This is a genomic window from Actinomycetospora sp. TBRC 11914, assembly GCF_012933465.1.
Taxonomy (GTDB): domain Bacteria; phylum Actinomycetota; class Actinomycetes; order Mycobacteriales; family Pseudonocardiaceae; genus Actinomycetospora.
The window spans coordinates 1-20487 of sequence record NZ_JABBND010000035.1; the positions used below are offsets into that span (position 1 = coordinate 1).

Consider the following 20487-nt stretch of genomic DNA (forward strand, 5'->3'; position numbering starts at 1 on the left):
CCACCAACCTGTCTCCGATGCGCTGAGACAGACCTGTCTTGGATGTGCTGAGACAGCACAGGTCGGTATAGCGACACTTACTGCTCACGAGCGCGAGAGCGCACCTAATGGATCAGGAACGACGCCAGCGCGGCCACGATCACCGTGTTGTAGGCGAACGTGAGCAGGGTGTGGAGGTTGACCACCCGACGCATGCGGGGCGTGGTGATGCTGACGTCGGTCGCCCCGAACGTCGTCGCGACGGCCATCGAGAAGTACCGGTAGTCGGCGAACGTGTGGGTGCGGGTGCCCGGGAACTCGAGCCCGGCCTCCTGGCCGTCCTTGTCGGCGTAGTGCAGCGCGTAGCTCACGACCGCCAGCGCCCAGGAGCACAGCAGGATGCTGATGGTGACCGGGATGAGCACCAGGTCGTCCAGGTCGATCGCGGTGATGTGCGGGAGCACCAGCACGACGCCGAACGCCACCAGCGCCGCCTCCAGGGCGAAGGTCGGCCCGTCGCCACCCGGCGTGAGACGGCGCACCACCCACGAGCGTGATGCGCGGCGCCGCGCCATCTTGGCCTCGAACTCCGCCTGGTCGGTCCCGGCGAACGTCCGCAACGTGAGCGCGACGTAGACGACGACGAACAGGTTCCAGCCCCCGAGGGCGAGCACCAGCGTCACGGCCGGCCCGCGGCGCCCCGGGTCGATCGCGCCGAGGACCAGCCCGACGACCACGGGGACCAGGACGCCGATCGCCGTGGCGATCACGGCGCGCCGTCCGTCGGAGCACAGCGGGGAGACGACGGCCGACCCGTCCGACGTCCTGGTCATCGCACCACTCCTCGCGTGGGGGCCTCGTCGGGCCGACGCGCACCCCGCCGCGTCGTGACGGGGTCGACGATGGCCTCCAGCGCGGCGACGTGGCCGTCGAACGCGTCGCGGCCGATCGGCGTCAGCCGGGCCCGGAGCTTGTGTCGGCTCCCGTCGAGACGGCGCTCGGTCTCGACGTACCCGGCGTCCTCCAGGGTCGTCAGCTGCTTCGACAACGCCGAGTCGGACAGGCCGACGCGGTCCTTGAGGTAGGAGAACTCCGCCCAGTCGGCCGCCGCGAGCGTCGCCATCAGCACCAGCCGGGTGCTGGGGTGGATGAGCTCGTCGAACCGCGGAGCGGTCATGCCCTGCGCCGCTCCGCGTCGATGCCCGCCACGGCGCACCTCCTCTTTCCTGGTTGGCAAGAAGCGTCCACTTGCCCAGCAGGAAAGTCAATGTCGTCCGCGGTGGGTGAGGCACGGGTTCCCGGCCGCGGGGACCGTGGGGCCACACCCCGGACACCCCGCACGACAGGAGAGCCCGTCGATGACGAGGACGATCGGTGCACCGCCTCGACGCGAGCAGCGGGTCGAGCGGGGGAAGGCGGCACGGGCCGAGGTGCCGCGCGCGAGCCACGCGGAGTTCACCGCCGGCCCCGACCGTCCCGACCCGCTGACGCTGCTCGAGCGCCAGGAGACGAGCAGGATCCCCGAGCTGCTGCCCATCCGCCACGCGAGGATGGCGGCCTCGCCGTTCGCGTTCTTCCGGGGCGCGGCGCTGCCGATGGCGAGCGATCTGGCCCGGACCCCCACGACCGGACTCCCGGCCCAGATCTGCGGCGATGCCCACCTGGCCAACTTCGGGGTGTTCGCGTCACCGGAACGCGCCCTGGTCTTCGACATCAACGATTTCGACGAGACCGTGCGCGGCCCGTGGGAATGGGACGTCAAACGGCTGGCGACGAGCCTGGAGATCGCGTCACGGCACAACGACTTCGCCCCGAAGGAACGGCGGCGGATCGTGCTCGCCACGGTGGCGGCGTACCGGCGGGCGATGCGCGGTTTCGCCGGCACGGACACGCTGGCCGTGTGGTACGCGCGGGCGGAGGCGGACGCCATCGAATCACTGATCGGGGAGCGCCTCCACGATCCCCAGCGCAAGGGTCTCGAGCGGGCCACTCGCACGGCCCGGAGAAAGGACAACCTCGGGGCGCTGGGCCGGTTCGCCCGCCTCGAGGACGGTGAGGCGCGGCTGGTCGCGGAGCCACCGCTGATCGTGCCGGTGCGCGACCTCGTCGACGACGCGACGGACCGCGAGGTGCTCGAGCTGCAGCTCCGCGAGGTCCTGGTGGCCTACCGGGCGTCGCTCGGCGCGGAGCGGCGCGTGCTGCTGGACCAGTACCGACTCGTCGACGTCGCCCGCAAGGTCGTCGGCGTGGGCAGCGTCGGCACCCGGGAGTGGATGGTGCTGCTCCTCGGCGACGACCACGCGGACCCGTTGTTCCTGCAGGCCAAGGAGGCGGAGGCGTCGGTCCTCGAACGGTTCGTCGGGGCGAGCGGGTTCGACAACTGCGGGGAACGCGTCGTCGTCGGGCAGCGGCTGATGCAGGCCGTGAGCGACATCTTCCTCGGCTGGGCCCGCGCGGACGGTCTCGACGGACGGCGGCACGACTACTACATCCGCCAGCTGCGGGACTGGAAGGGATCGGCCGACGTCGAGACGATGGTCCCGAAGGGGATGCTGGCCTACGGCCAGATCTGCGGGTGGACGCTCGCGCGCGCCCACGCCCGCTCGGGCGACCGCATCGCGCTGGCGGCCTACCTGGGCGGGGGTGATGCGTTCGACGTGGCCGTCGAGGCCTTCGCCCGCGCCTACGCCGACCAAAACGAGCGCGACCACCGACGGTTCGTCGCGGCGATCGCCGCCGGCCGCCTCGCGGCCGACGCCTCGCCCTGACCGCTCAGCCGAACCGGCGTGGCCCGTCGTCGGGACCCCATCCGGGGTCGCCGGTGCGCGCGAACGCGGTCCACACGGCCACCATCTCGTCGGCGAGCGCCCACGGCGGGTCCTCCCCGGCGAGCGCATCCGGGCCGGAGGCCGACGTGAGGGTGCCGAAGACGAACGGCAGCTCGAGCCCGTGGCACGCGCCCAGGCGACCGCCGAAGGCCGTCGACCGCCACCCGAACTCGTAGCGGTGGCCGCGGCCGCGGTGGGCGGCCACGATCCGCCGCGCCGGACCCCGGAAGAGCAGGTCGGTGACGACGCTCGCGTACCGCGCGCCCGGAGATCCGGTGGCCTGTCCGAGCAGCCGGTCGGCCTCGGGGTGGACCGCGGCGAGCGCGGCCCGGGCCTGGTCCTCGGTCATCGCGTCCACGGCGCCCGAGGGGACGAGGTAGAGGTTCATCTCCTCGTCGTTCGCGCCCGCGAGCAGGTCGACCTCCGCGCCGGCCCCCGCCCGGATCGCCCCGAGCGGGGCGACGGGCAGGACGTCGTCGCCGACCACCGGGGCGAGCACGCCCACCCCGAAGCCCGGGTCCACGCCGTCGGGCTCGCGCAGGTCGCCCCGCCGCTCCGGGGCCTGGGCGGCGTCGAGGGCGGTGATCGCGTCGGCGACCGGGCGGTCCCGCACGGCCGCGGCGTCGGTCTCGACCCCCAGCTCCGCGGTGAACCGGGGGGCGAACGCCTGCATCACCTCGAGGCTGCGCACCACCTCGGCGCCCCCGCTCTGCACGATCGCCCGGTCGAACAGCCCCGTGGCGAGCGGCGATCCGAGCAGCGCGCCGACCGACATCGCCCCCGCCGACTCGCCGAACACCGTGACCACGCCCGGGTCGCCCCCGAAGGCGGCCGCGTTCTCCCGCACCCAGCGCAGGGCCGCGAGCTGGTCGCGCAGCCCGACGTTGGTGGCGCCGCCGGGCAGCGGGAGGAACCCCTCCACGCCGAGCCGGTAGGTCACCGACACCAGCACCACGCCCGCGCGGGCCAGTGCCGTGCCGTCGTAGGCCGGGGCGCCGGGCTCGCCGGCGAGGAACGCGCCGCCGTGCAGGAACACCATGACGGGCAGGCCCGGGCCGCCGGGGGTCCAGACGTCGACGGTCAGGTAGTCGTCGCCGGGTCGCCACCCGTGGCCGAGGATCGGGCTCAGATCGACGCCGGGGATGCCCCGCGTCGGTTGGGGCGCGTTCGGCCCGGGGCGGTCGGCGTCGCGCACGCCGTCCCAGCGGGGCGGCGGCTCTGGCGCGGTGAACCGGACGGGCGGGGCCGCGTAGGGCACCCCGAGGAACCGGTGCACCCCGTCCTTCTCGACCCCGCGAACCCGGCCCGCCGTCGTCCGTGCCTCCATGGGTCCTGCCTACCGCAGAGACGCCGGGGGCGGTGGGCGGACCGACGCGGGGCGCGGGACGTGGCGCCACCGGCTCCCCGCCGATGACGCCACGCGCACGGTGGACCGGGCGTGCCACCACCCACCTGATCGGCCGTCCGGAGGACCCCCCACTCCCTCCGGCCTGGCCCTGCGATCAGGTGCCCGCTACCGTCGAAACATACCGACCGTCCCGTTCGAGGCAAACCCCTGATGAACCATCCCCACGACGACGACGTCCCGCCCCGGTCGGGGTCGGACGGCGCGACCGGCCCCGCACGCGCCGGGCGCCACCGGCAACCGCGCGCCGCGGCCACCCGCCACGCCCTGCTCGTCGCCGCGGGCGAGCAGTTCGCCCGGCACGGCTACCACGCGACCAGCCTCAACGACCTGCTCAGCCACGGCCCCGGGAGCAAGGGCGCGCTGTACTTCCACTTCCCGTCCAAGCACGCGGTCGCCGCCGCCCTCGTCGAGGCGATGACCGCCTCCTGGGACCGGGTCGTCCCCGACGCCGAGCGCGACACACCCGATGCCCTCCACGCGCTCATCGCCGTCACCGACAACGTCGTCGTCCGCCTCGACGACCCGATCGTGCGCGGAGGCGCCCGCGTCCTGCGCGATCAGGTCCTCGAGCACCCGACGCTCGCCGAGACCAGCGCCGAGTGGGAGGACGACCTCGCGCGGCTGTTCACCCTCGCCGCCCGGCAGCACCTGCTGAGACCCGCCGTCGACCCGGACTGGGCCGCGCGCGAGCTCGTCGTCAGCCTCGCCGGGCGCGCCACCCTGCTCGAGTCCCTGGAGCCGAAGCAGGAGCTCTGGGACCAGATGAACGAGTTCTGGACCGGCTTCCTCCCGCTCGTCGCCGCCGAGGCCTGGCTCGCGGCCTGGGACCAGCGGAGCTGGCTCACCCGGCCCCGCCCGGCGTCGGGCCTCGACGGGTAGGGGCCACGCCCCGTCGTACGTCAGAGCGGGGGTCGATCTCCCTCGGCTCCTTGACCGGCGACGGGTCCGCGCCCGGTGACCAGGAGAGCCAGCTCGGTCCGGTTGGCGCAGCCGGTCCGGGTGAGGAGCTGGCTGAGGTACTTCTTGACGGTGTCGACGGTCAGCCCGGTCTCCCGGGCGATCGTCGCGTTCGTCAGACCTCCACCGACGAGCTCGGCGATCTGCGCCAGGCGGGGGCTCAGTCCGCGGACCGCCGCCACCGGACCGGACGGAGCGGTCGCGGGAACCAGGCGAGCGGAGATCGCGGACAGCTGACGGACGACGATGGCGAGGCCGGCCAGATCCGCGGCGGTGAGGTGGTCCCGTGTCTCACCGAAGATCCCGACCACGCCCCGCTGGCCGTCCGGGAGGTCCAGGTCGAGCGCACACACGGACTCCAGGCCGGCCCGGAAGACGAACCGCTCGAGGTACGCCCGTGCCCGCCGCGGGATGCCTCGCGGTTCGAGCTGGACGAGTGCGCTGACGCCGGCCCGCCGTATCCGGTGCATCGAGGCGTCGGTGAACATGACGTCGTCGGTGTGCCATCTCTCGCGGTACTCGTCGATGATCCTCGGAATCCTGCCGTTCATGACGGGGGCGAGATCCGCGAAGGTCCGCGTGAAGACGTCGGTACGGAAGAAGGCCGTGTGGACACAGCCGTACGCCGAGCCGAGTGCCTCCAGGAACTCCTCCTGGAGGCACTCGACGGTGTCGATGGCGGCACATCGGTCCAGCACTGCGAGTGCGCGCTCGTAATCCTGGGGTTGCATGCCGCGGGAGGCCGGGACGACTGATCGCATGGCCCACCTCCGCTGTCCCGCGGCTCGGTGCGACGTCTAGAACGGGAACAGATCCGGCTCAGGGTAGCCGTGCTCACGACAGAATCCGAGATAGCGCTCGGCGAAGGTCTTGGCGGTCTCGACCCCGACGACGTTGCCGTCCCCGTCGAGGAAGTGGATCGGGCCCTCGACGTAGATGAACAGCACGATGTCCTCGGCGGGATCGGCGACCAGCGTGTGCTGGCTGTTCGCCACCTCGTAGACGAAGTCACCGGGGGCGGCCACCCAGTCGTGCTCGGCGTAGCTCCACCGTCCCGAGATCGAGTAGGCGAGGACCCGCCCGAAGTGGTCGTGGACGCCGAGCTGCGCACCTGCCTTGGCCCGCAGCAGGACGACGGTCTCGTTCCGGGCGAGGTCCGCCGTGAAGATCTTCAGCTCGACCTCGTCGCTGTAGGGCGTGAACGGGTGCCAGTGCCGCTCCCCGCCGCCGAAGTGGGCGGGGTCCAGGGTCTTCGGCGCGGGTGTCGTGGTGGTCATGGGTCTCCTCCTCGAGCCGGGACCCGGACGTTAGTGACGCCGGAAGCAGCTGGTCAGTGCACCAAAGTGCAGGTGGTCGCCGGAGTGGACGCGCGGCCGCCCGCGGCCGCCAGGGTCTCGACCGATGAGGAATCGGCCGCCGGGTCGTCGTTCCGGGGAGCTCCCCCACCGATGGAAGGATCGACGACCATGACCGACGCCGGATCGCCGAGCGCCGACGAGGCCACGTTCATCGCGGCGGCCCACGCGGGCGACACGGCGCGGTTCGCACTCCTCACCGAGCGCCACCGGCGCGAGCTGCAGGTGCACTGCTACCGGATGCTCGCGAACCACGACGACGCCCAGGACATGACGCAGGAGACGTTCCTGCGGGCGTGGAACAAACGGGAGTCGTTCCGGGGCCACGCCGCCCTGCGGACCTGGCTGTACCGGATCGCGACGAACGCCTGCCTCGACTTCCTGGAGAAGCGCACCGACCGGACACCGGTGCCGTCCGGGCTGTCGGAGCCGGACTCCGAGGTGCCGTACCTCCAGCCGTACCCCGACCGGCTCCTCCCGGAGGACCCGCAGGAATCGGTGGTGGCGCGGGAGACGATCGAGCTGGCGTTCATCGTCGCCGTCCAGCACCTGCCGCCACGGCAGCGGGCGGTGCTGATCCTGCGCGACGTCCTCGGCCGGCCGGCGTCGCAGGTCGCCGAGGCCCTCGACCTGACGGTCGCGTCCGTGACCAGCGCACTGCAGCGGGCGCGCGTGACGATGCGCGGGCAGCTGCCCGACCGCCGCCTGGACTGGCGGAGCCCTGCCACCCACGAGCTGTCGGACGACGAGCGCGGCGTCGTGCGGTCCTACATGGACGCGCACGAGCGCAACGACCTCGACGGGTTGACATCCCTGCTGCGCGACGACCTGCGCTTCGCGATGCTGCCCGATCCCGGCACCGTGACCAGGGGCGCCGGGGACGCGGTGGACGGCTGGGTCTCCGCCGGGCTCTTCCGGCCCGGCCACGACGACTGGCGCTGCCTCGCCACGACGGTCAACCGCATGCCTGCCGCCGCGCTGTACCTCCGCACCCCCGCCGACCCGGCCCACCGGCTGTTCACCCTCGCGGTCCTCCACGTCGCCGACGGGAGGATCGCCGAGCTGACCGGGTTCGACGCCACCGACAAACCCTGGCTGGGCCTGCCCCCGACGCTGTGATCACGGAGGTCCCGCTCAGCGCTTCGTCTCGTACCGGGTCAGGAGCACGCCGCCGGGGAACGTCCGCGTCTCCACCAGGTCCAGGTCCGTCCAGCCGTCCAGCGCGGTGAAGAATGGCGTGCCGCCACCCACCAGGACGGGATGGGTGACGATCGCGAACTCGTCGACCAGACCGGCCCGCATCGCGGCCCCGGCGAGCGCTGCCCCACCGACCCTCATCGGCCCGCCGTCCTCGGCCTTGAGCCGGGTGATCTCCTCGATCGCGTCGCCGGTGACCAGGCGGGTGTTCCAGTCCACCTCGTCGACCGTCGAGGAGAACACCACCTTCGGCGTGTCCCGCCAGTTCCGCGCGAACTCGATCTGCGCGGGGGTGGCGCCCGGCTGCTGGTCGCCGGTCGGCCAGTAGGAGCTCATCGTCTCCCACAGCCCGCGCCCGTACAGCAGCAGGCTGATCGCCCGTTCCTCCTCGAGCCACCACCCGAACAGCTCGTCGCTCGGACCGCTCCAGCCGAGGCCGTCGCCGGGCGCGGCGACGTAGCCGTCCACGGTCACGTTCATCCCGAAGACCAATGTCCGCATCGTGCGTCAGCCTCCCGTGAGTCGGTGTCACCGGTACCGACGGGCGCGGCGCGGAAACCTCATCGGTCTCTCCACCTCCTCCGCCGGGCTCCTCGATGTGATGCACGGCGCGGGGAGCGCGCGTTCATTGAACATCTGTCCAAGGAGCGGCAGACTCCCGTCCCGACAGCGGACCGCCCGTGGGGGTCATCCGACCTCGGGGGAAAGGGGACCTGGTGCTGCTGGACCGCCTCACCATCCGCGACGTGGAGCTCCCCAACCGCGTCGTCATGGCTCCGATGTCACAGCGGGCGGCCGACCCGACGGGACGAGCCACCCCGTGGCACCTGGTCCACTACGGCGCCCGCGCCGTCGGTGGCGTGGGCCTGATCATGATCGAGGACTGCGCCGTCGCCCCGGAGGGCCGTGGCCACAGCGGCGCCCTGGGTCTGTGGGACGACGACCAGGGCGACGCCCTCCGGCCCGTCGTGGAGTTCTGTCACGACCAGGGCGCGACGGTCGGCCTGCAGCTCGGCCACACCGGTCGGAAGGCGTTCGCCGACGAGGCGGACCCGCTCGACCCCGTCGTCGGCGCCACCGGCGAGCCGTTCGACGCGGCGTCCCACGAGCCCCGCGCGCTGTCCGACGAGGAGGTCCGCCGGCTGGTCGGGGCCTACGGGCAGGCCGCGGCACGGGCCCGGCGGATCGGTGTCGACGTCGTCGAGGTCCACGCGTCGAACGGCTACCTCCTCCACGAGTTCCTCTCGCCGCTGACCAACACGCGCCCCGGGCCCTACGGTCCGGACGGTGCGGAGCGCGTCCTCGTCGAGGTCGTCGCCGCGGTCCGCGACGCCGTCGGCCCCGGGGCACCGGTGTTCGTCCGGCTCTGCGTCGACGACCTGGCCGCGGGCGGGTGGCGGCCCGAGACCGTGACGCCGGTGGTCGAGAGCCTCCGGCGGGCGGGGTGCGACGTCGTCGACGCCGCGGCCGGCGGAGCCGTCGACGGCGCCTCGTCGTTCGACCGCCCCGTCGACTTCACCGGCCTCGCCCGGGAGATCCGGACGAGGACGGGCGTCCCGACCGTCGTGGCCGGGGGCATCGCCGACGCCGCCGCCGCGGACGAGGCCCTGGCCTCCGGCGCCTGCGACCTCGTGGCGGTCGGCCGCCTCCTCCTGGAGAACCCCTACTGGGCGGCGTCCCTGGTCCGGCCGGGGGCCGGCACGTGAGGGACATCGTCATCGAGGGCGGCCTCGTCTGGGCCGGCCCGCGGGAGCTGCACCGGGACGGGCTCGTCCACATCCGGGACGGCGTCGTCGTGCACGCGGGCCCGGCCGACGGCGTCGACGTCCCGCCCGGCACGCCGCGTCTGGACGCCGCGGGCTGCACGGTGCTGCCCGGCCTCGTCGACGCCCACGTGCACCTGACGACCAACTCCGACCACCGTCACGTCGTCACGAGCGACACGTTCCGCGGCCAGGTCAGCCGGCCGGCGAAGCTGCTGCACGGCCTGCGCAACGCGCACCGGGCGCTCGCCGCCGGCTTCACGACCCTGCGGGTGATGGGCCACCGCGACGTCGGGGAGATCGAGCTCCGCGACGCGATCGAGGAGGGCCTCGCCGTCGGGCCGCGCCTGCTCGTGGCGCCGTGGTGGATCACCATGACCAACGGCCACGGCGATCTCTTCTATCCCCCGTACACACCCCGCCGCCGCTGGGACACCGCCGACGGCGTCGACGAGTGCCGGACGCTCGTGAGGCTCCAGGCGAGGAAGGGCGCCGACTTCATCAAGGTGATGGCCAGCGGCGGGATGAGCCGTGGCGAGCAGCCGCACTGGCCGAACTACAGCGTCGCCGAGCTGCGGGCCATCGTCGAGGAAGCCCACGACATGGACCTGAAGGTCGCCGCTCACGCCCTGTCCGTCGAGGGGATCCGCCGGAGCCTGGAGGCCGGGGTCGACAGCATCGAGCACGGTTCCTTCCTCGACGAGGAGGCCGCCGCCGAGATGGCCCGACAGGGGACGTTCCTCGTGCCCACGATGGCGTTCAACGACTGGTGCCAGCGCGAAGGCACCCGCCGGGGACTCTCGCCCCAGGGGGTGGAGGACCTGCGGGAGGCGCACGACCGGACCATCGAGTCCCTCGCCCTGGCACGGGCGGCGGGCGTCCGGATCGTCATGGGGACCGACTCCTCCGGGACGCTGTGCCCCTTCGGCGCGCACGCCCGGGAACTGGAGCTCTACGTCGAGCACGGGATGCCGACCGAGGAGGCACTGGCGACGGCGACGACGACGGCCGCCCAGCTGCTGGGGCGTCCGGAGATCGGCGCGCTGCGGCCGGGGTGCGCCGGCGACGCACTCGTGGTCGAGGGCGACGTCCTCTCCGACATCGGCCTGCTCGCGGGCCACGTCCGGCACGTGGTGCGGGCGGGCACGGACCTGACCGAGCACCTGCGCGCCACGGGCGAGGTCCTGGACCTCGCACCGTGAGCACGCACCGAGGAGTGCGGCGGCGCGCGTCGGGACGGGTACGGTCCGCCGGAGGAGCCGGGAACACCACAGTGAGGTACGCGCCGCGATGCGGGAGAACCCTCGGACCGGAGCGACGCGCACGGCCCTGCTGAACGCGGCCCTCGACGTCGCGGCCGAGAACGGCGTCAAGGGGGTCACGCACCGTCGGGTCGCCACCGCGGCCGGGCTGTCCCTGGGGTTGACGAGCTACTACTTCTCCAGCCTCGACGACCTCATGCTCGAGGCGTTCCGGCTGTTCGTCGCCACGACGAGCAGCCGGTACGAGGAGCACTTCGGTGCGGCCCGCGACCGGGACGGCGTCGTCGAGGCGGCCGTGGCCGTCGTCAACGCCCTGAAGGACAGCCAGCGGGACCGGACCCTGCTCTACGAGCTGTACGCCCAGTCCGTGCGCGACCCCGCCTACCGCGACATCGTCACCCGCTGGTCCCGCGCCGCCCGGGCGGAGGTGGAGAAGCTGTACAGCCCGCGCACCGCCCGCTTCCTCGAGGCCGCGTGGGAGGGCATCAACGCGCAGATGATCTACGACCCGACGTCGCGGTCCGACGACGACCACCGGGAGCTGTTCCGCATGATCCTCGCGCGCAGTTAGCGCTCGGGAGCTCCGCTGAACGCGCCGGCGTCGAGCACCCGCCGTCGCATCGACTGGATCAACGGGCCCTCGGCCTCCGTCTCGGCGAACACCGCCACCCACTCCGGGTCGCTCGTGAACTGCGCCCACTTGCGCTCCATGTCCGCGAGGTCGTCGAACCGCATCGTGTAGACGATCTCGTTGAAGGAGTTGTCCCCGATCGTCGTCAGCCCGATGTCGACGACCTCCATCCCGTACCGGGCGAACAGCCGGAACGTGTGATCGTTGAAGCGCGCGACGAGCGCGGGGAGGCGCCCCGGCACGGCCACGTACTCCCGGACCTCGTACAGCACCGTCCTGCTCCCCCTCAGACGCCGGGCTCGGACCAGACCGAGACCTTGCGCAGCCGTTCGATGGTCCGCCAGGTGTTCCGCTGCCCGGCCTTCAGGCGGACGACGTCCCCGGGCCCGATCCGGATCGTCTCCTGCGTGTCCTCGAACGTGACCTCGGCGCGTCCCTCCAGGACGACGAACACCTCCTCGTTCGTCACGCCGCCGATGAGCCCGGGTTCGGCTTCCCAGACCCCGATGTCGGCGTCCGCGACGGTGCCGATGTGGTGGGTCGCGGTCGGGACCGTGGTGCCGTCCTCGAGGGAGACGTATCCCTCGGCCTGCAGCGCATAGCCGAAGACGTTCCCGAGGTGCTGGGTCATGTTCATCGCCCCTTCGTCGCGACGGATCCGGCAATCAGGCGAAGGCCGGGAAGACCTCCTCGGCCATCAGCTCCATGTTCTTGATCACCTCGCTGTTCGGCATGCCCATCGCGACGAGACACGCGAGGTGGTCGACGCCCATCTCCTCGTAGCCCTTGAACCGCTCGATCATCCGGTCCGGGGTGGTCAGCACCGGGTCGTCGAACTTCTCGTAGAGACCGTCCCGGGACATGGTGTGGTTCTCCGGGCGGACGCGGCCGGCCCTGATCGCACCGGTGTACTCGTCCTTGTCGCCGGCCTCGCGCGCGGCGAGGCGGGCCTCACGGCTCGTCGTCTCGCCGGTCGGTCGCACCAGGGCGAGGTAGTGGTTGTACTCGTTCAGCACGTCGTCGAAGTACTGCAGGGCCTCCTCCTCGGTGCGACCGACCCAGGTGTGCCGCAGCACCATCGTCTCGCCGCGCGGCTTCCCGCTCGCCGCCGCGCCCTCGTCGAAGCTGGCGAGGAGTGCCTCGAGATCGCCGTGCGGCTCGAAGGTGCCGTAGTTGGGTGCCGTGATGAGGTTGTGCCCCTGCTGCCCGACCTTCCGGGCGCCGTCGACGCTCTGCGAGGCCACCCAGACATCGGGGTGCGGCGTCGTCGCGGGCTTGGGGACGATCGTGGTCGGCGGGAAGGAGAAGAAGCGGCCGTCGTAGGACAGGTCGTCCTCCGTCCAGCCGCGCAGGATGATGTCCAGTGCCTCCTCGTAGATCGCGCGCGCCTGGGCGGGGTCCACGCCGAGACGGTCGAGCTGGTAACGGCTGCCTCCCCGGGCGACACCGATCCCCACGCGCCCGGGCGCCAGGTGGTCGAGGAAGGCCATCTCCGAGGCGACGAGGAGCGGGTTGTAGTTGGGGAGCACGACGACGCCGGGAACGATCCGGAGCCGTCGCGTGCGCGAGGCCGCGACCGCGGCGAACGAGAGCGCCGAGGGATTCGTGACGTAGTTCTGGAACTGGTTCTCGTTGATGGTGACGCCCTCGAACCCGAGATCCTCGGCGGCGTCCACGATGCTGATCATGTCGTTCAGCACCTCGGACCAGGGGCGGCTCATGTCCGGGTAGAAGAAGGGCGTGGTGACCCAGAACTTGAGTGCCATGTCGTCTCTCCTCGGCTCGACATCGGTGACGGGGGCGGTCGCGCTGGATGAAGCCGACGCGCGGGTGCAATCGTTTCGATCGGATGGTGAGCCCGACGGGTGCCGGCCACCCCTGGTCTAGAAGGCGTGGTTCTTGCCGCCGAAGACCTCGCTCACGGAGTCGTCGGTGAAGATCCGGCGGATGGAGTCGGCGAGCAGGGGCGCGCAGGACACGACGTCGATCGACGCCGGCACGCCGGGTCGCAGGGGGATGGTGTCGGTGACGACGACGCGTTCGAAGGGCGACGCCGCCAGGTTCTCGTAGGCCCGGCCGGAGAACACCGCGTGGGTGGCCGCGGCGAACACCCGACGCGCACCGGCGCCGGCCACGGCCTCACCGGCCGCCCGCAACGTGCCCGCCGTGTCGATGATGTCGTCGACGACGATGGCGGTCCTGCCGCGGACGTCGCCGATCACGTGGCCGATCTCGGCGACCTGCTGCTGCGGTCGCTCCTTGTCCAGGATCGCGAGACCGGCGCCGAGACGGGTGGCGAACTGCTTGTTGAGCTTCACCCGGCCGGCGTCCGGGGCGACCACCACGAGGTCGTCGTCGAGGCCCGCGAAGTGGTCCGCCAGCAGCATGAGCGCGGTCATGTGGTCGACGGGTATCCCGAAGAAGCCCTGCAGCTGCCCGGCGTGCAGATCCATCGTCAGGACGCGGTCCACGCCGGCGGCCTCGAGGGTGCGGGCCACCATGCGCGCCGAGATCGGCTCGCGCGGTGCGGACTTCTTGTCCTGGCGCGAGTACCCGTACCAGGGGGTCACGGCGATGACGCGGTGCGCGCTCGCGCCGACGGCGGCGTCCACCATGACCAGCAGTTCGAGCAGGGCGTCGTTGGCGTTGACGCCGTTCTCGAGGTTGCCGCACATCGGCTGCACGAGGAAGACGTCCGCCCCGCGGATGGACTCGTCGAAACGGCAGTAGACCTCGTCGTTGGAGAAGGTCTTGAGCGTGATCGGCCCCAGCTCGATGCCGAGCCGATCGGCGATGTGGTGCGCCAGGGTGGGATTGGCGCGACCGGAGAAGAGCATCAGGCGCTTGTGGTGGCCCAGCTCGAGGGTGCCCGTCACGCGGCGGCCCACCCGTCGGTCACCTCGTGGTGCTGCATCCCGCCACCTCCGTCAGCCGTTGCTCCGCGGCATCGATCGCGTCCTCCCGCGGCATCCCGGCCCGCGCGCCGACGCGTTCCACCGACAGGGAGGCCGCGGCCACCCCGCGAGCGCTCGCCGCCACGACGGCACCGCCCGCGACGTCGACCGGTCCCGCGGCGAGCGCGGTCGCGAGCACCCCGTTGAAGGTGTCGCCGGCCCCCGTCGTGTCCCGCACCTCGGTGGGCCGCAGGGCGGGGAGGGCCGTCGACGTGCCGTCGCGTCCCACGACGAGGGCTCCGTCCCCGCCGAGGGTCACGACGACCGGGGCGCCGGTGCGCGCCAGGACGCCCGCGGCCATGTCTGCGACCGATCCGCCCGCCTCGGCGCGGAGCCGGGAGGACAGGTCCGCGAGCTCCGAGGCGTTCGGCGTGACGACGGGGCCGAGCGGGAGGAGCTCCGCGAGCCCGTCCGTCACCGGGGCGGGGTTCAGCACGCACCGCATCCCCGCTCCCGTCGCGGCCTCGAGCGCCGCCGCCACGGCCGCAGTCGGGATCTCCGTGCTGACCAGCACGCAGCCGGCCCACCCGGCCGCCCGCTGCACGGCCGCGCGGGTGACCTCCGGCGGGACGGCCGCGTTGGCGCCGGAGCCCACGGCGATCTGGTTCTCGCCGCGGCGGTCGACCACGATCAGCGCCGTACCCGTGGGGACCCCGTCGAGCACGGCCACGTCCGTGAGGTCGACGCCCTCGGCCCGGAGCTCGGCCAGCGCCTCCCGGCCGGCGTCGTCGTCGCCGACGGCGCCGCAGTAGCGCACCTCGGCGCCGGCGCGGGCCGCGGCGACGGCCGCGTTCGCGCCCTTGCCGCCGCCGTGGCGTGCGGCGCCCGGTCCGACCACGGTCTCGCCCGGCCCGGGCAGATGCAGCGCCGTCACCACGACGTCGACGTTGACCGCCCCGACGACGAGCACCCGGGCCGTCATGCGCCCCCTCCCGGGGGACGGACGGAGTCGCGGATCTGCACGGTGGCGGGCAGCTCCCCCACCGCACCCGACTCGTCGTTCTCGAGCAGCTCGAAGAGCGCCGACGCGGCCCGGAACCCCATCTCGTGGGCCGGCTGCCGGACGGTCGTCAGGCGCGGGGTCAGCAGGGCGGAGAACGGCAGGTCGTCGAAGCCGACCACGCTGACGTCCTCGGGGACGCGCAGGCCCACCTCGCGGCAGTACTCCATCGCGCCGATCGCCATGAGGTCGTTCGTGCAGATGAGCAGCGTCGGGCGGGGATCGTCCGACAGCGCCCGGGCCGCCAGGTCGTGTCCCGACGCCTGCCGGTAGTCGCCCGGGAAGACCGGCACGGAGTCGGGATCGAGCCCGGCCCCGGCGAAGGCCTCGCGGTACCCGGCGAGCCGCTGCTGCGCGGTCCAGAGGCCGGGCGGACCCCCGATCACCGCGACCCGGCGATGCCCCTGCCCCAGCGCGTGCGCCGCGACCTCCCGCGCCCCCTTCCGGGACTCGCACACCACCGCCGGGAGGTCCATCCCAGGAATCTGCTCGTCGACCAGCACGACCGGCCCGGAGCGGGCCAGGTCGTAGATCGAGGCCGGCATCGAGCCGGTGCCCGACAGGTAGACGACCCCGTCGATGCGCTGGCTGCGCAGCAGCTTCGCCTGGTTCTCCTCCGGCTGCTCCGTGGCGTCCGGGACGACCAGCACCACCAGCACGTCCCGTGCCGAGGCCGCCTTCTGCACCCCTTCGGCGACCATCGCGAAGAACGGGTTGGTCAGCTCCGGCACGACCATCCCGATCGTCGAGGCACTCCGGAGCTTGAGGTTCCGCGCCGACTCGTTCGGCGAGTACTCCAGGACCCGGACGGCGTCGAGCACCCGGTTGCGCCGCTCGGGCGCGACCGGACCGGAGTCGTTCAGCACGTAGCTCACCGTGCTGACCGAGACGCGGGCGTGCCGCGCCACGTCCTTCATCGTGGGACGAGAACGCCTGCGGTCGGACTGCGTCACGTCCGCCCACCTCCACTCCGTCGGTCCTGCACCCGTACCGGCCCTACGCCCGTGCGGCCCAGCACAGGATGGAGTGCCACAGCGCGGAGTAGTGCTCCCAGTCCACGAACTCCGGCGGGGCCCAGTGCGGCGCGAGGTCCGAGGCGAAGGCGACGGCCCGCCCCTGCCCGTACTCCCCCGTCACGAGCACGGGGTCGTCTCCGGTCCGCGCGACGACCACCGCGTCCGCCTTCGGGACGAGACGGTTGTACCCGAGCAGCGGCGGCCACTCCGCCGGCGTGCCGCCCAGCACCGGGTGGCCCGGCTCGACGACGTCCACCTTGACACCGTCCGACATCTCGATCCGGTCGTCGTGCGGCAACATCGTGACCGGCAGGACGTCGGCGAGCGGGCTCATCCCGTAGCGGGCCTTGCCGTCGATGCCGGTGAACGAGAGGTAGCCCCCGATCATCACCAGTCCCCCGCCGCGGCCCACGTAGTCGACGACCAGCCCGAGCCGATTGGGCGACTTCTCCGACCGCAGGAACGTCTCGTCGGGGAGGAGGAAGGAGTTCGACCCGATGTCGGAGAGGACGACGACGTCGAAGGCGTCCAGTTCCTCGGCGGTCCGGGGGAACCGCGCGGAGATCTCGTGGCCGCGGACGTAGGTGATGTCGTGGCCGGCCCGGGCCATCCGCTCGAGGAAGACGCCCGCGCCCTCCTCGTACTCCGTCGAGTGGAACTGGTCGAAGCCCTTCATGTGGATCGTGTGCTTGATCCACGACTCGCCCGCGAACAGGACGTTCAGCGAGGATCCCTCAGTGCTCATGCGCGTTCGTCCTTCGTCGGCGGGGGCAGGGCACGGGCGGCGGCAGCGCGGCGACGCAACACTCGGCGATGGATCATATAAACGTTTCTGCCGCCTGTCACGCTTCCAGCGCCCGTCAGACCGGGTCGGCGGCGGCCGCCAGGAGTCGGCGGCCGATCGAGTACGCCTCGCGGAGGTCGGTGCCGGTGTAGCGGGCGGCGGCCAGGTCGGCGAGGGCGGCGCTCGGGTTCACGGCCACCGTGTGCGGCAGCCGGGCGAAGAGGTCGAGGTCCGACGAGGAGTCGCCGTACGCCACGCACGCCTGGTCGCCGAGCCCGTGACGGTCCAGGGCGTCCTCGGTGATCGCGACCTTCGCGCCGGGGAGGAGGGTGGCTCCGTCGGGCAACGGCCGGCCGACCTCCACCCCCGACCCGTACGTCTCGTGGGCCCCCCATCGTCGCAGCCGCCGCACGAAGAAGGCCGGTGACTGGGAGATCACGATCCCGACCTCGCCCCGCGCCCGGATGTCGGCGAAGACGTCGCGGACACCGGTCATCCAGCTGGCGGCCTCGAACGCGGCGTCCAGGTCCACGGCATCGGCGTCGCCGCAGATGTCGAGCAGCGTCTGCCAGAACTCCCGGTCGGTGATGGTGCCGGCGAGCCACCGGGCCTCGATGTCGTGGCCGAGCGCGGGCTTCCCGAAGTACCGGGCCAGCTCGACCGTGGCGGCGCCGCGCAGCAGGGTGCCGTCCATGTCGAAGACGTGGAGGCAGCCCCCGTGCCCGGTGGCGGCGGCGCGCGGTCTCTCCTGCATGACGGCCTCTCTTCGCACGGGTCAGGACAGCGTCTCGAGCGGGACGACCCCCGGTGCCGGGAAGGCGTGGTCGAGGGCCGCCAGCTCCTCGGCGGTCAGCTCGAGTCGCAGGGCCGCGGCGTTCTCCTCGACGTGGGCGATCCGGACCGCCTTCGGCACGGCGACGACGTCGTCGCGACGGACCGACCACGCGAGGGCGACCTGCGCCGGCGTGGCCCCGCGCTCGGCCGCCACCCGGACCAGGTCGGGGTGATCGAGCAGCCGGCCCTTCTCCACCGGCGAGTAGGCCATGATCGTCACCCCGGTCCGCGCGCACCGGGGGAACAGGTTCGCCTCCGGCCCCCGACGGGTGAGGTTGTACAGGACCTGATCGGCCGCGGGGACCGCGCCGTCGGGCAGGTCGTCGAGATCGTGCACGTCGAGGTTGCTGACCCCCCAGGCCCGGATCGAGCCCTCCTCGAGGAGCTCCTCGAACCCGGCCACGGTCTCGGCCAGCGGGATCCCGCGGCGCCAGTGCAGGAGGTAGAGGTCCAGCCGGTCGGTACCGAGCCGGTCGAGGCTGGCGCGGCACGCGGCCACGGTGCCGTCGGTGGTCGCGTGCCGCGGCAGGACCTTGCTGACCAGGAACACCTCGTCGCGACGGCCACGCACGGCCTCCCCCACGACCTCCTCCGCGGCACCGTCCGCGTAGAGCTCGGCCGTGTCGATCACCGTCAGCCCCAGGTCGATCCCCGCCCGGAGGGCGGCGACCTCGGCCGTGCGGTCGGTGCCCATCCGCCAGGTGCCCTGGCCGATCACCGGGACGTCGGACCCGGCCAGCCGCACCGTCCGCCCGCTCATCGGGGACCTCCCGCCTCGTTCCGCTCCTCCGCCGGCCACCGTGGGACCGGCCGGGGGCGGCGGGTCCCACGGCGGTGTCAGCCGACGCCGGCGAGCGGGCGCGGGTCGCCGGAGGAGAAGTTCTCGGAGGTCGGCCGCTCGCTGCGCTCGATGAGCTCGGAGAAGTCCCACTCGCGCAGCATCCGGCCGTCGCGGAAGACGGGCACGAGCTGGTTGTCCTCCGCCGGGATCGTCTCGCGTCGCACGGTGGTGTAGACGCCGTCGGCGTACTGCAGGGCGAGCCGGCCCGCCTTCGAGCGCTTCATCTCGCTGCCAGACGGCGTCTTGGCGACGTCGCGCCACTCGCCGTCCACGCAGATGGCGTTCGCCTTCATCCCGAAGTTGATCGTGTCGCGGTTGACGCGCTGCAGCAGGCCGCCGCCCATGCCGCAGATCACGTTGTCGGCGGCGAGGCCGTGCGCCTGGAGGGTGCTGTAGATCGCGGTGAAGGTGTCGAGCGTGAGGCCGTCGCCCTGGACGACCCGGATGTTGGGCGGGAGCACCCGGAAGCCCTTGCTGTTCGTCTCGTAGCCGAAGCTGTCCATCAGCCACTCGACCGTCTCGACCGGGACCATGACGGGGTCCCCGGAGTCGCACCGGGCCGCCACCAGGCCGGGGAAGTCCCGGATCTCGTCCTTCAGCTCCTTGCCGAGGATCTCCTTGACGGCCCGTTCGTGGTCGAAGCTGTCGCACAGCAGGCCCGCGACGACGACGCCCGGGAACTGCAGGAGCCGGCGGAACGACTCGACCTCGGCGTCCGACCCGGCCGCGATGACCGTCGAGTGCTCCTGGAACGTGGCGCTGCCGTTGGGGGGCTTCGCGTTGTACCACTGCCGGGCGGCGATGAAGCCCGCCACGGTGTCCGTCTGGTCGAAGTTGACCAGGTGGGCCATGCCGCCGAGTCCCGCGGACTCCAGCGAGCTGACGCCCCGCGCGCCGTAGTCGTGCAGGTACATGCGCAGCAGCTCCGGGTGGTCCGACGTGCGCTCGAGGAACCCCTTGATGTGCTGCTTGGCGGTCCAGCTCAGCGTCCCGACGGTGGTGGGGTACCAGACGGCGCGCAGCAGCGCGGTCTCGATGAAGTTGGTGATCCACGGGTACCGCGGATCAGTGTTGACCAGCTGGACCAGGACGTTGCCGGTCGGGACGACCGTGCCCTCCGGCACCGCCTCGATCTCGACCGGGAGGCGGCCGTCGTGGTCGTTCACCAGGTCGATCCAGTTCTGGCGGTTGAACGGCACGCCCATCGACCCGTGCACGGCCTCCGCCTCGTGGATGTCGTCCAACGTCACGGGCCGGGTCAGGTACTCGCGCAGGAACGCCTGGAGGCCGACGAAGAGCGTGGCGGGAAAGGCGCCCCCGCGTGACTCGATGTAGCTCGACACGTAGTCCGTGCCCGCCGGGTACATGCCCCAGTGCGCGTTCTTGTAGCTGTCGACGTTCACGATGATGTTGCGCCACAGGGACGATTCGCCCATGTCACTGCTCCCTGGTCGTCGCGTGGGGTTGGTCGCCGGCCCGGGGCGGGCCGCGCCCGGCGGAGGCGGAGTCCTGGTGATCTCGTGCGTGGTGCAATCGTTTCTATCGCCACCGCGAGCACGGGGTCCCTCATCGTCCGCAGCGCCGCCTCGATGCAGCGCACCGTCGAAGGTGGAGCGACCGTAGCCACGCCCGCGCCGGCAGGACAAGGGTCAGAACGTTTCCAGCGTGTAAGCGCACC

The 20487-nt window shown here is 72.4% G+C and carries 22 protein-coding genes; 6 read left to right on the plus strand and 16 right to left on the minus strand.

The window, feature by feature from the left end:
* Positions 1-104: 104 nt before the first annotated feature.
* Complete coding sequence (locus HH311_RS30025; RefSeq protein WP_169187404.1) at positions 105-812, minus strand: DUF1345 domain-containing protein; 708 nt, start codon at positions 810-812, stop codon at positions 105-107.
* On the minus strand, positions 809-1156 hold the full coding sequence (locus HH311_RS30030; protein WP_169187405.1) for a transcriptional regulator: 348 nt from the start codon (positions 1154-1156) through the stop codon (positions 809-811). Before HH311_RS30030 ends, HH311_RS30025 begins: the two co-directional genes overlap by 4 nt.
* Positions 1157-1337: 181 nt before the next feature.
* Between HH311_RS30030 and HH311_RS30035 the strand changes: the two genes are divergently transcribed.
* Positions 1338-2747 carry a DUF2252 domain-containing protein gene (locus HH311_RS30035; protein ID WP_169187406.1) on the plus strand — a complete coding sequence of 470 codons (1410 nt, stop codon included), beginning with the start codon at positions 1338-1340 and terminating at the stop codon, positions 2745-2747.
* A gap of 4 nt (positions 2748-2751) precedes the next feature.
* On the opposite strand, the gene HH311_RS30040 is transcribed toward HH311_RS30035, so the two are convergent.
* Entirely contained in the window at positions 2752-4134 is a 1383-nt protein-coding gene (locus tag HH311_RS30040) for a carboxylesterase/lipase family protein (protein WP_169187407.1), read from the minus strand.
* A 231-nt stretch (positions 4135-4365) separates the two neighbouring features.
* Between HH311_RS30040 and HH311_RS30045 the strand changes: the two genes are divergently transcribed.
* Positions 4366-5094, plus strand: coding sequence for a ScbR family autoregulator-binding transcription factor (locus HH311_RS30045; protein ID WP_169187408.1), 729 nt, complete (start codon positions 4366-4368; stop codon positions 5092-5094).
* A gap of 20 nt (positions 5095-5114) precedes the next feature.
* On the opposite strand, the gene HH311_RS30050 is transcribed toward HH311_RS30045, so the two are convergent.
* On the minus strand, positions 5115-5903 hold the full coding sequence (locus HH311_RS30050; protein WP_169187409.1) for a response regulator transcription factor: 789 nt from the start codon (positions 5901-5903) through the stop codon (positions 5115-5117).
* Positions 5904-5969: 66 nt separating this feature from the next.
* On the minus strand, positions 5970-6449 hold the full coding sequence (locus HH311_RS30055; protein ID WP_169187410.1) for a 2,4'-dihydroxyacetophenone dioxygenase family protein: 480 nt from the start codon (positions 6447-6449) through the stop codon (positions 5970-5972).
* Between the two features lie 189 nt (positions 6450-6638).
* Here HH311_RS30055 and HH311_RS30060 point away from each other — a divergent pair, with 189 nt between their 5' ends.
* Positions 6639-7646 (plus strand): RNA polymerase subunit sigma-70, encoded by a 1008-nt coding sequence (locus HH311_RS30060; RefSeq protein WP_169187411.1) that lies wholly within the window; start codon positions 6639-6641, stop codon positions 7644-7646.
* Positions 7647-7661: 15 nt separating this feature from the next.
* Here HH311_RS30060 and HH311_RS30065 read toward each other — a convergent pair whose 3' ends face one another.
* Entirely contained in the window at positions 7662-8225 is a 564-nt protein-coding gene (locus tag HH311_RS30065) for a dihydrofolate reductase family protein (protein ID WP_169187412.1), read from the minus strand.
* A 215-nt stretch (positions 8226-8440) separates the two neighbouring features.
* Here HH311_RS30065 and HH311_RS30070 point away from each other — a divergent pair, with 215 nt between their 5' ends.
* The 3 genes from HH311_RS30070 to HH311_RS30080 all read left to right on the plus strand — a co-directional run bounded on the left by HH311_RS30070 (position 8441) and on the right by HH311_RS30080 (position 11320).
* Positions 8441-9430 carry a hypothetical protein gene (locus HH311_RS30070; RefSeq protein ID WP_169187413.1) on the plus strand — a complete coding sequence of 330 codons (990 nt, stop codon included), beginning with the start codon at positions 8441-8443 and terminating at the stop codon, positions 9428-9430.
* Complete coding sequence (locus HH311_RS30075) at positions 9427-10689, plus strand: amidohydrolase family protein (RefSeq protein WP_169187414.1); 1263 nt, start codon at positions 9427-9429, stop codon at positions 10687-10689. The genes HH311_RS30070 and HH311_RS30075 overlap by 4 nt, the downstream gene beginning before the upstream one ends.
* Positions 10690-10777: 88 nt before the next feature.
* Positions 10778-11320 carry a TetR/AcrR family transcriptional regulator gene (locus tag HH311_RS30080; protein ID WP_169187415.1) on the plus strand — a complete coding sequence of 181 codons (543 nt, stop codon included), beginning with the start codon at positions 10778-10780 and terminating at the stop codon, positions 11318-11320.
* Here the strand turns inward: HH311_RS30080 and HH311_RS30085 are convergent.
* The 10 genes from HH311_RS30085 to HH311_RS30130 all read right to left on the minus strand — a co-directional run bounded on the left by HH311_RS30085 (position 11317) and on the right by HH311_RS30130 (position 20245).
* Positions 11317-11652 (minus strand): NIPSNAP family protein, encoded by a 336-nt coding sequence (locus HH311_RS30085; protein WP_169187416.1) that lies wholly within the window; start codon positions 11650-11652, stop codon positions 11317-11319. The genes HH311_RS30080 and HH311_RS30085 overlap by 4 nt on opposite strands.
* A 14-nt stretch (positions 11653-11666) precedes the next feature.
* Positions 11667-12011 carry a cupin domain-containing protein gene (locus tag HH311_RS30090; RefSeq protein WP_169187417.1) on the minus strand — a complete coding sequence of 115 codons (345 nt, stop codon included), beginning with the start codon at positions 12009-12011 and terminating at the stop codon, positions 11667-11669.
* Between the two features lie 34 nt (positions 12012-12045).
* A complete protein-coding gene (locus tag HH311_RS30095; protein ID WP_169187418.1) occupies positions 12046-13146 on the minus strand; it encodes an LLM class flavin-dependent oxidoreductase in 1101 nt (366 codons plus the stop codon).
* Between the two features lie 117 nt (positions 13147-13263).
* Complete coding sequence (locus tag HH311_RS30100; RefSeq protein ID WP_312030501.1) at positions 13264-14256, minus strand: ribose-phosphate diphosphokinase; 993 nt, start codon at positions 14254-14256, stop codon at positions 13264-13266.
* Positions 14257-14275: 19 nt separating this feature from the next.
* Entirely contained in the window at positions 14276-15256 is a 981-nt protein-coding gene (locus tag HH311_RS30105; RefSeq protein ID WP_169187419.1) for a PfkB family carbohydrate kinase, read from the minus strand.
* Positions 15253-16251 (minus strand): LacI family DNA-binding transcriptional regulator, encoded by a 999-nt coding sequence (locus HH311_RS30110; protein WP_211191010.1) that lies wholly within the window; start codon positions 16249-16251, stop codon positions 15253-15255. Before HH311_RS30110 ends, HH311_RS30105 begins: the two co-directional genes overlap by 4 nt.
* A 79-nt stretch (positions 16252-16330) precedes the next feature.
* Positions 16331-17095, minus strand: a complete 765-nt coding sequence (locus tag HH311_RS30115; RefSeq protein WP_169187421.1) for a glutamine amidotransferase — start codon at positions 17093-17095, stop codon at positions 16331-16333.
* Positions 17096-17210: 115 nt separating this feature from the next.
* On the minus strand, positions 17211-17888 hold the full coding sequence (locus tag HH311_RS30120; RefSeq protein ID WP_248304399.1) for an HAD family phosphatase: 678 nt from the start codon (positions 17886-17888) through the stop codon (positions 17211-17213).
* A gap of 21 nt (positions 17889-17909) precedes the next feature.
* A complete protein-coding gene (locus tag HH311_RS30125) occupies positions 17910-18728 on the minus strand; it encodes an aldo/keto reductase (RefSeq protein WP_169187422.1) in 819 nt (272 codons plus the stop codon).
* A 77-nt stretch (positions 18729-18805) separates the two neighbouring features.
* Complete coding sequence (locus HH311_RS30130; RefSeq protein ID WP_169187423.1) at positions 18806-20245, minus strand: nicotinate phosphoribosyltransferase; 1440 nt, start codon at positions 20243-20245, stop codon at positions 18806-18808.
* Positions 20246-20487 lie beyond the last annotated feature (242 nt).

Bases quoted from the DNA above. Each gene is read 5' to 3' on its own strand.
- HH311_RS30060 (WP_169187411.1), top strand. From the start codon at position 6,639: ATGACCGACGCCGGATCGCCGAGCGCCGACGAGGCCACGTTCATCGCG.
- HH311_RS30055 (WP_169187410.1), bottom strand. From the start codon at position 6,449: ATGACCACCACGACACCCGCGCCGAAGACCCTGGACCCCGCCCACTTC.
- HH311_RS30080 (WP_169187415.1), top strand. From the start codon at position 10,778: ATGCGGGAGAACCCTCGGACCGGAGCGACGCGCACGGCCCTGCTGAAC.
- HH311_RS30030 (WP_169187405.1), bottom strand. From the start codon at position 1,156: ATGACCGCTCCGCGGTTCGACGAGCTCATCCACCCCAGCACCCGGCTG.
- HH311_RS30115 (WP_169187421.1), bottom strand. From the start codon at position 17,095: ATGAGCACTGAGGGATCCTCGCTGAACGTCCTGTTCGCGGGCGAGTCG.
- HH311_RS30095 (WP_169187418.1), bottom strand. From the start codon at position 13,146: ATGGCACTCAAGTTCTGGGTCACCACGCCCTTCTTCTACCCGGACATG.
- HH311_RS30130 (WP_169187423.1), bottom strand. From the start codon at position 20,245: ATGGGCGAATCGTCCCTGTGGCGCAACATCATCGTGAACGTCGACAGC.
- HH311_RS30120 (WP_248304399.1), bottom strand. From the start codon at position 17,888: ATGCAGGAGAGACCGCGCGCCGCCGCCACCGGGCACGGGGGCTGCCTC.
- HH311_RS30035 (WP_169187406.1), top strand. From the start codon at position 1,338: ATGACGAGGACGATCGGTGCACCGCCTCGACGCGAGCAGCGGGTCGAG.
- HH311_RS30025 (WP_169187404.1), bottom strand. From the start codon at position 812: ATGACCAGGACGTCGGACGGGTCGGCCGTCGTCTCCCCGCTGTGCTCC.
- HH311_RS30045 (WP_169187408.1), top strand. From the start codon at position 4,366: ATGAACCATCCCCACGACGACGACGTCCCGCCCCGGTCGGGGTCGGAC.
- HH311_RS30065 (WP_169187412.1), bottom strand. From the start codon at position 8,225: ATGCGGACATTGGTCTTCGGGATGAACGTGACCGTGGACGGCTACGTC.
- HH311_RS30090 (WP_169187417.1), bottom strand. From the start codon at position 12,011: ATGACCCAGCACCTCGGGAACGTCTTCGGCTATGCGCTGCAGGCCGAG.
- HH311_RS30110 (WP_211191010.1), bottom strand. From the start codon at position 16,251: ATGAAGGACGTGGCGCGGCACGCCCGCGTCTCGGTCAGCACGGTGAGC.
- HH311_RS30050 (WP_169187409.1), bottom strand. From the start codon at position 5,903: ATGCAACCCCAGGATTACGAGCGCGCACTCGCAGTGCTGGACCGATGT.
- HH311_RS30040 (WP_169187407.1), bottom strand. From the start codon at position 4,134: ATGGAGGCACGGACGACGGCGGGCCGGGTTCGCGGGGTCGAGAAGGAC.
- HH311_RS30105 (WP_169187419.1), bottom strand. From the start codon at position 15,256: ATGACGGCCCGGGTGCTCGTCGTCGGGGCGGTCAACGTCGACGTCGTG.
- HH311_RS30125 (WP_169187422.1), bottom strand. From the start codon at position 18,728: ATGAGCGGGCGGACGGTGCGGCTGGCCGGGTCCGACGTCCCGGTGATC.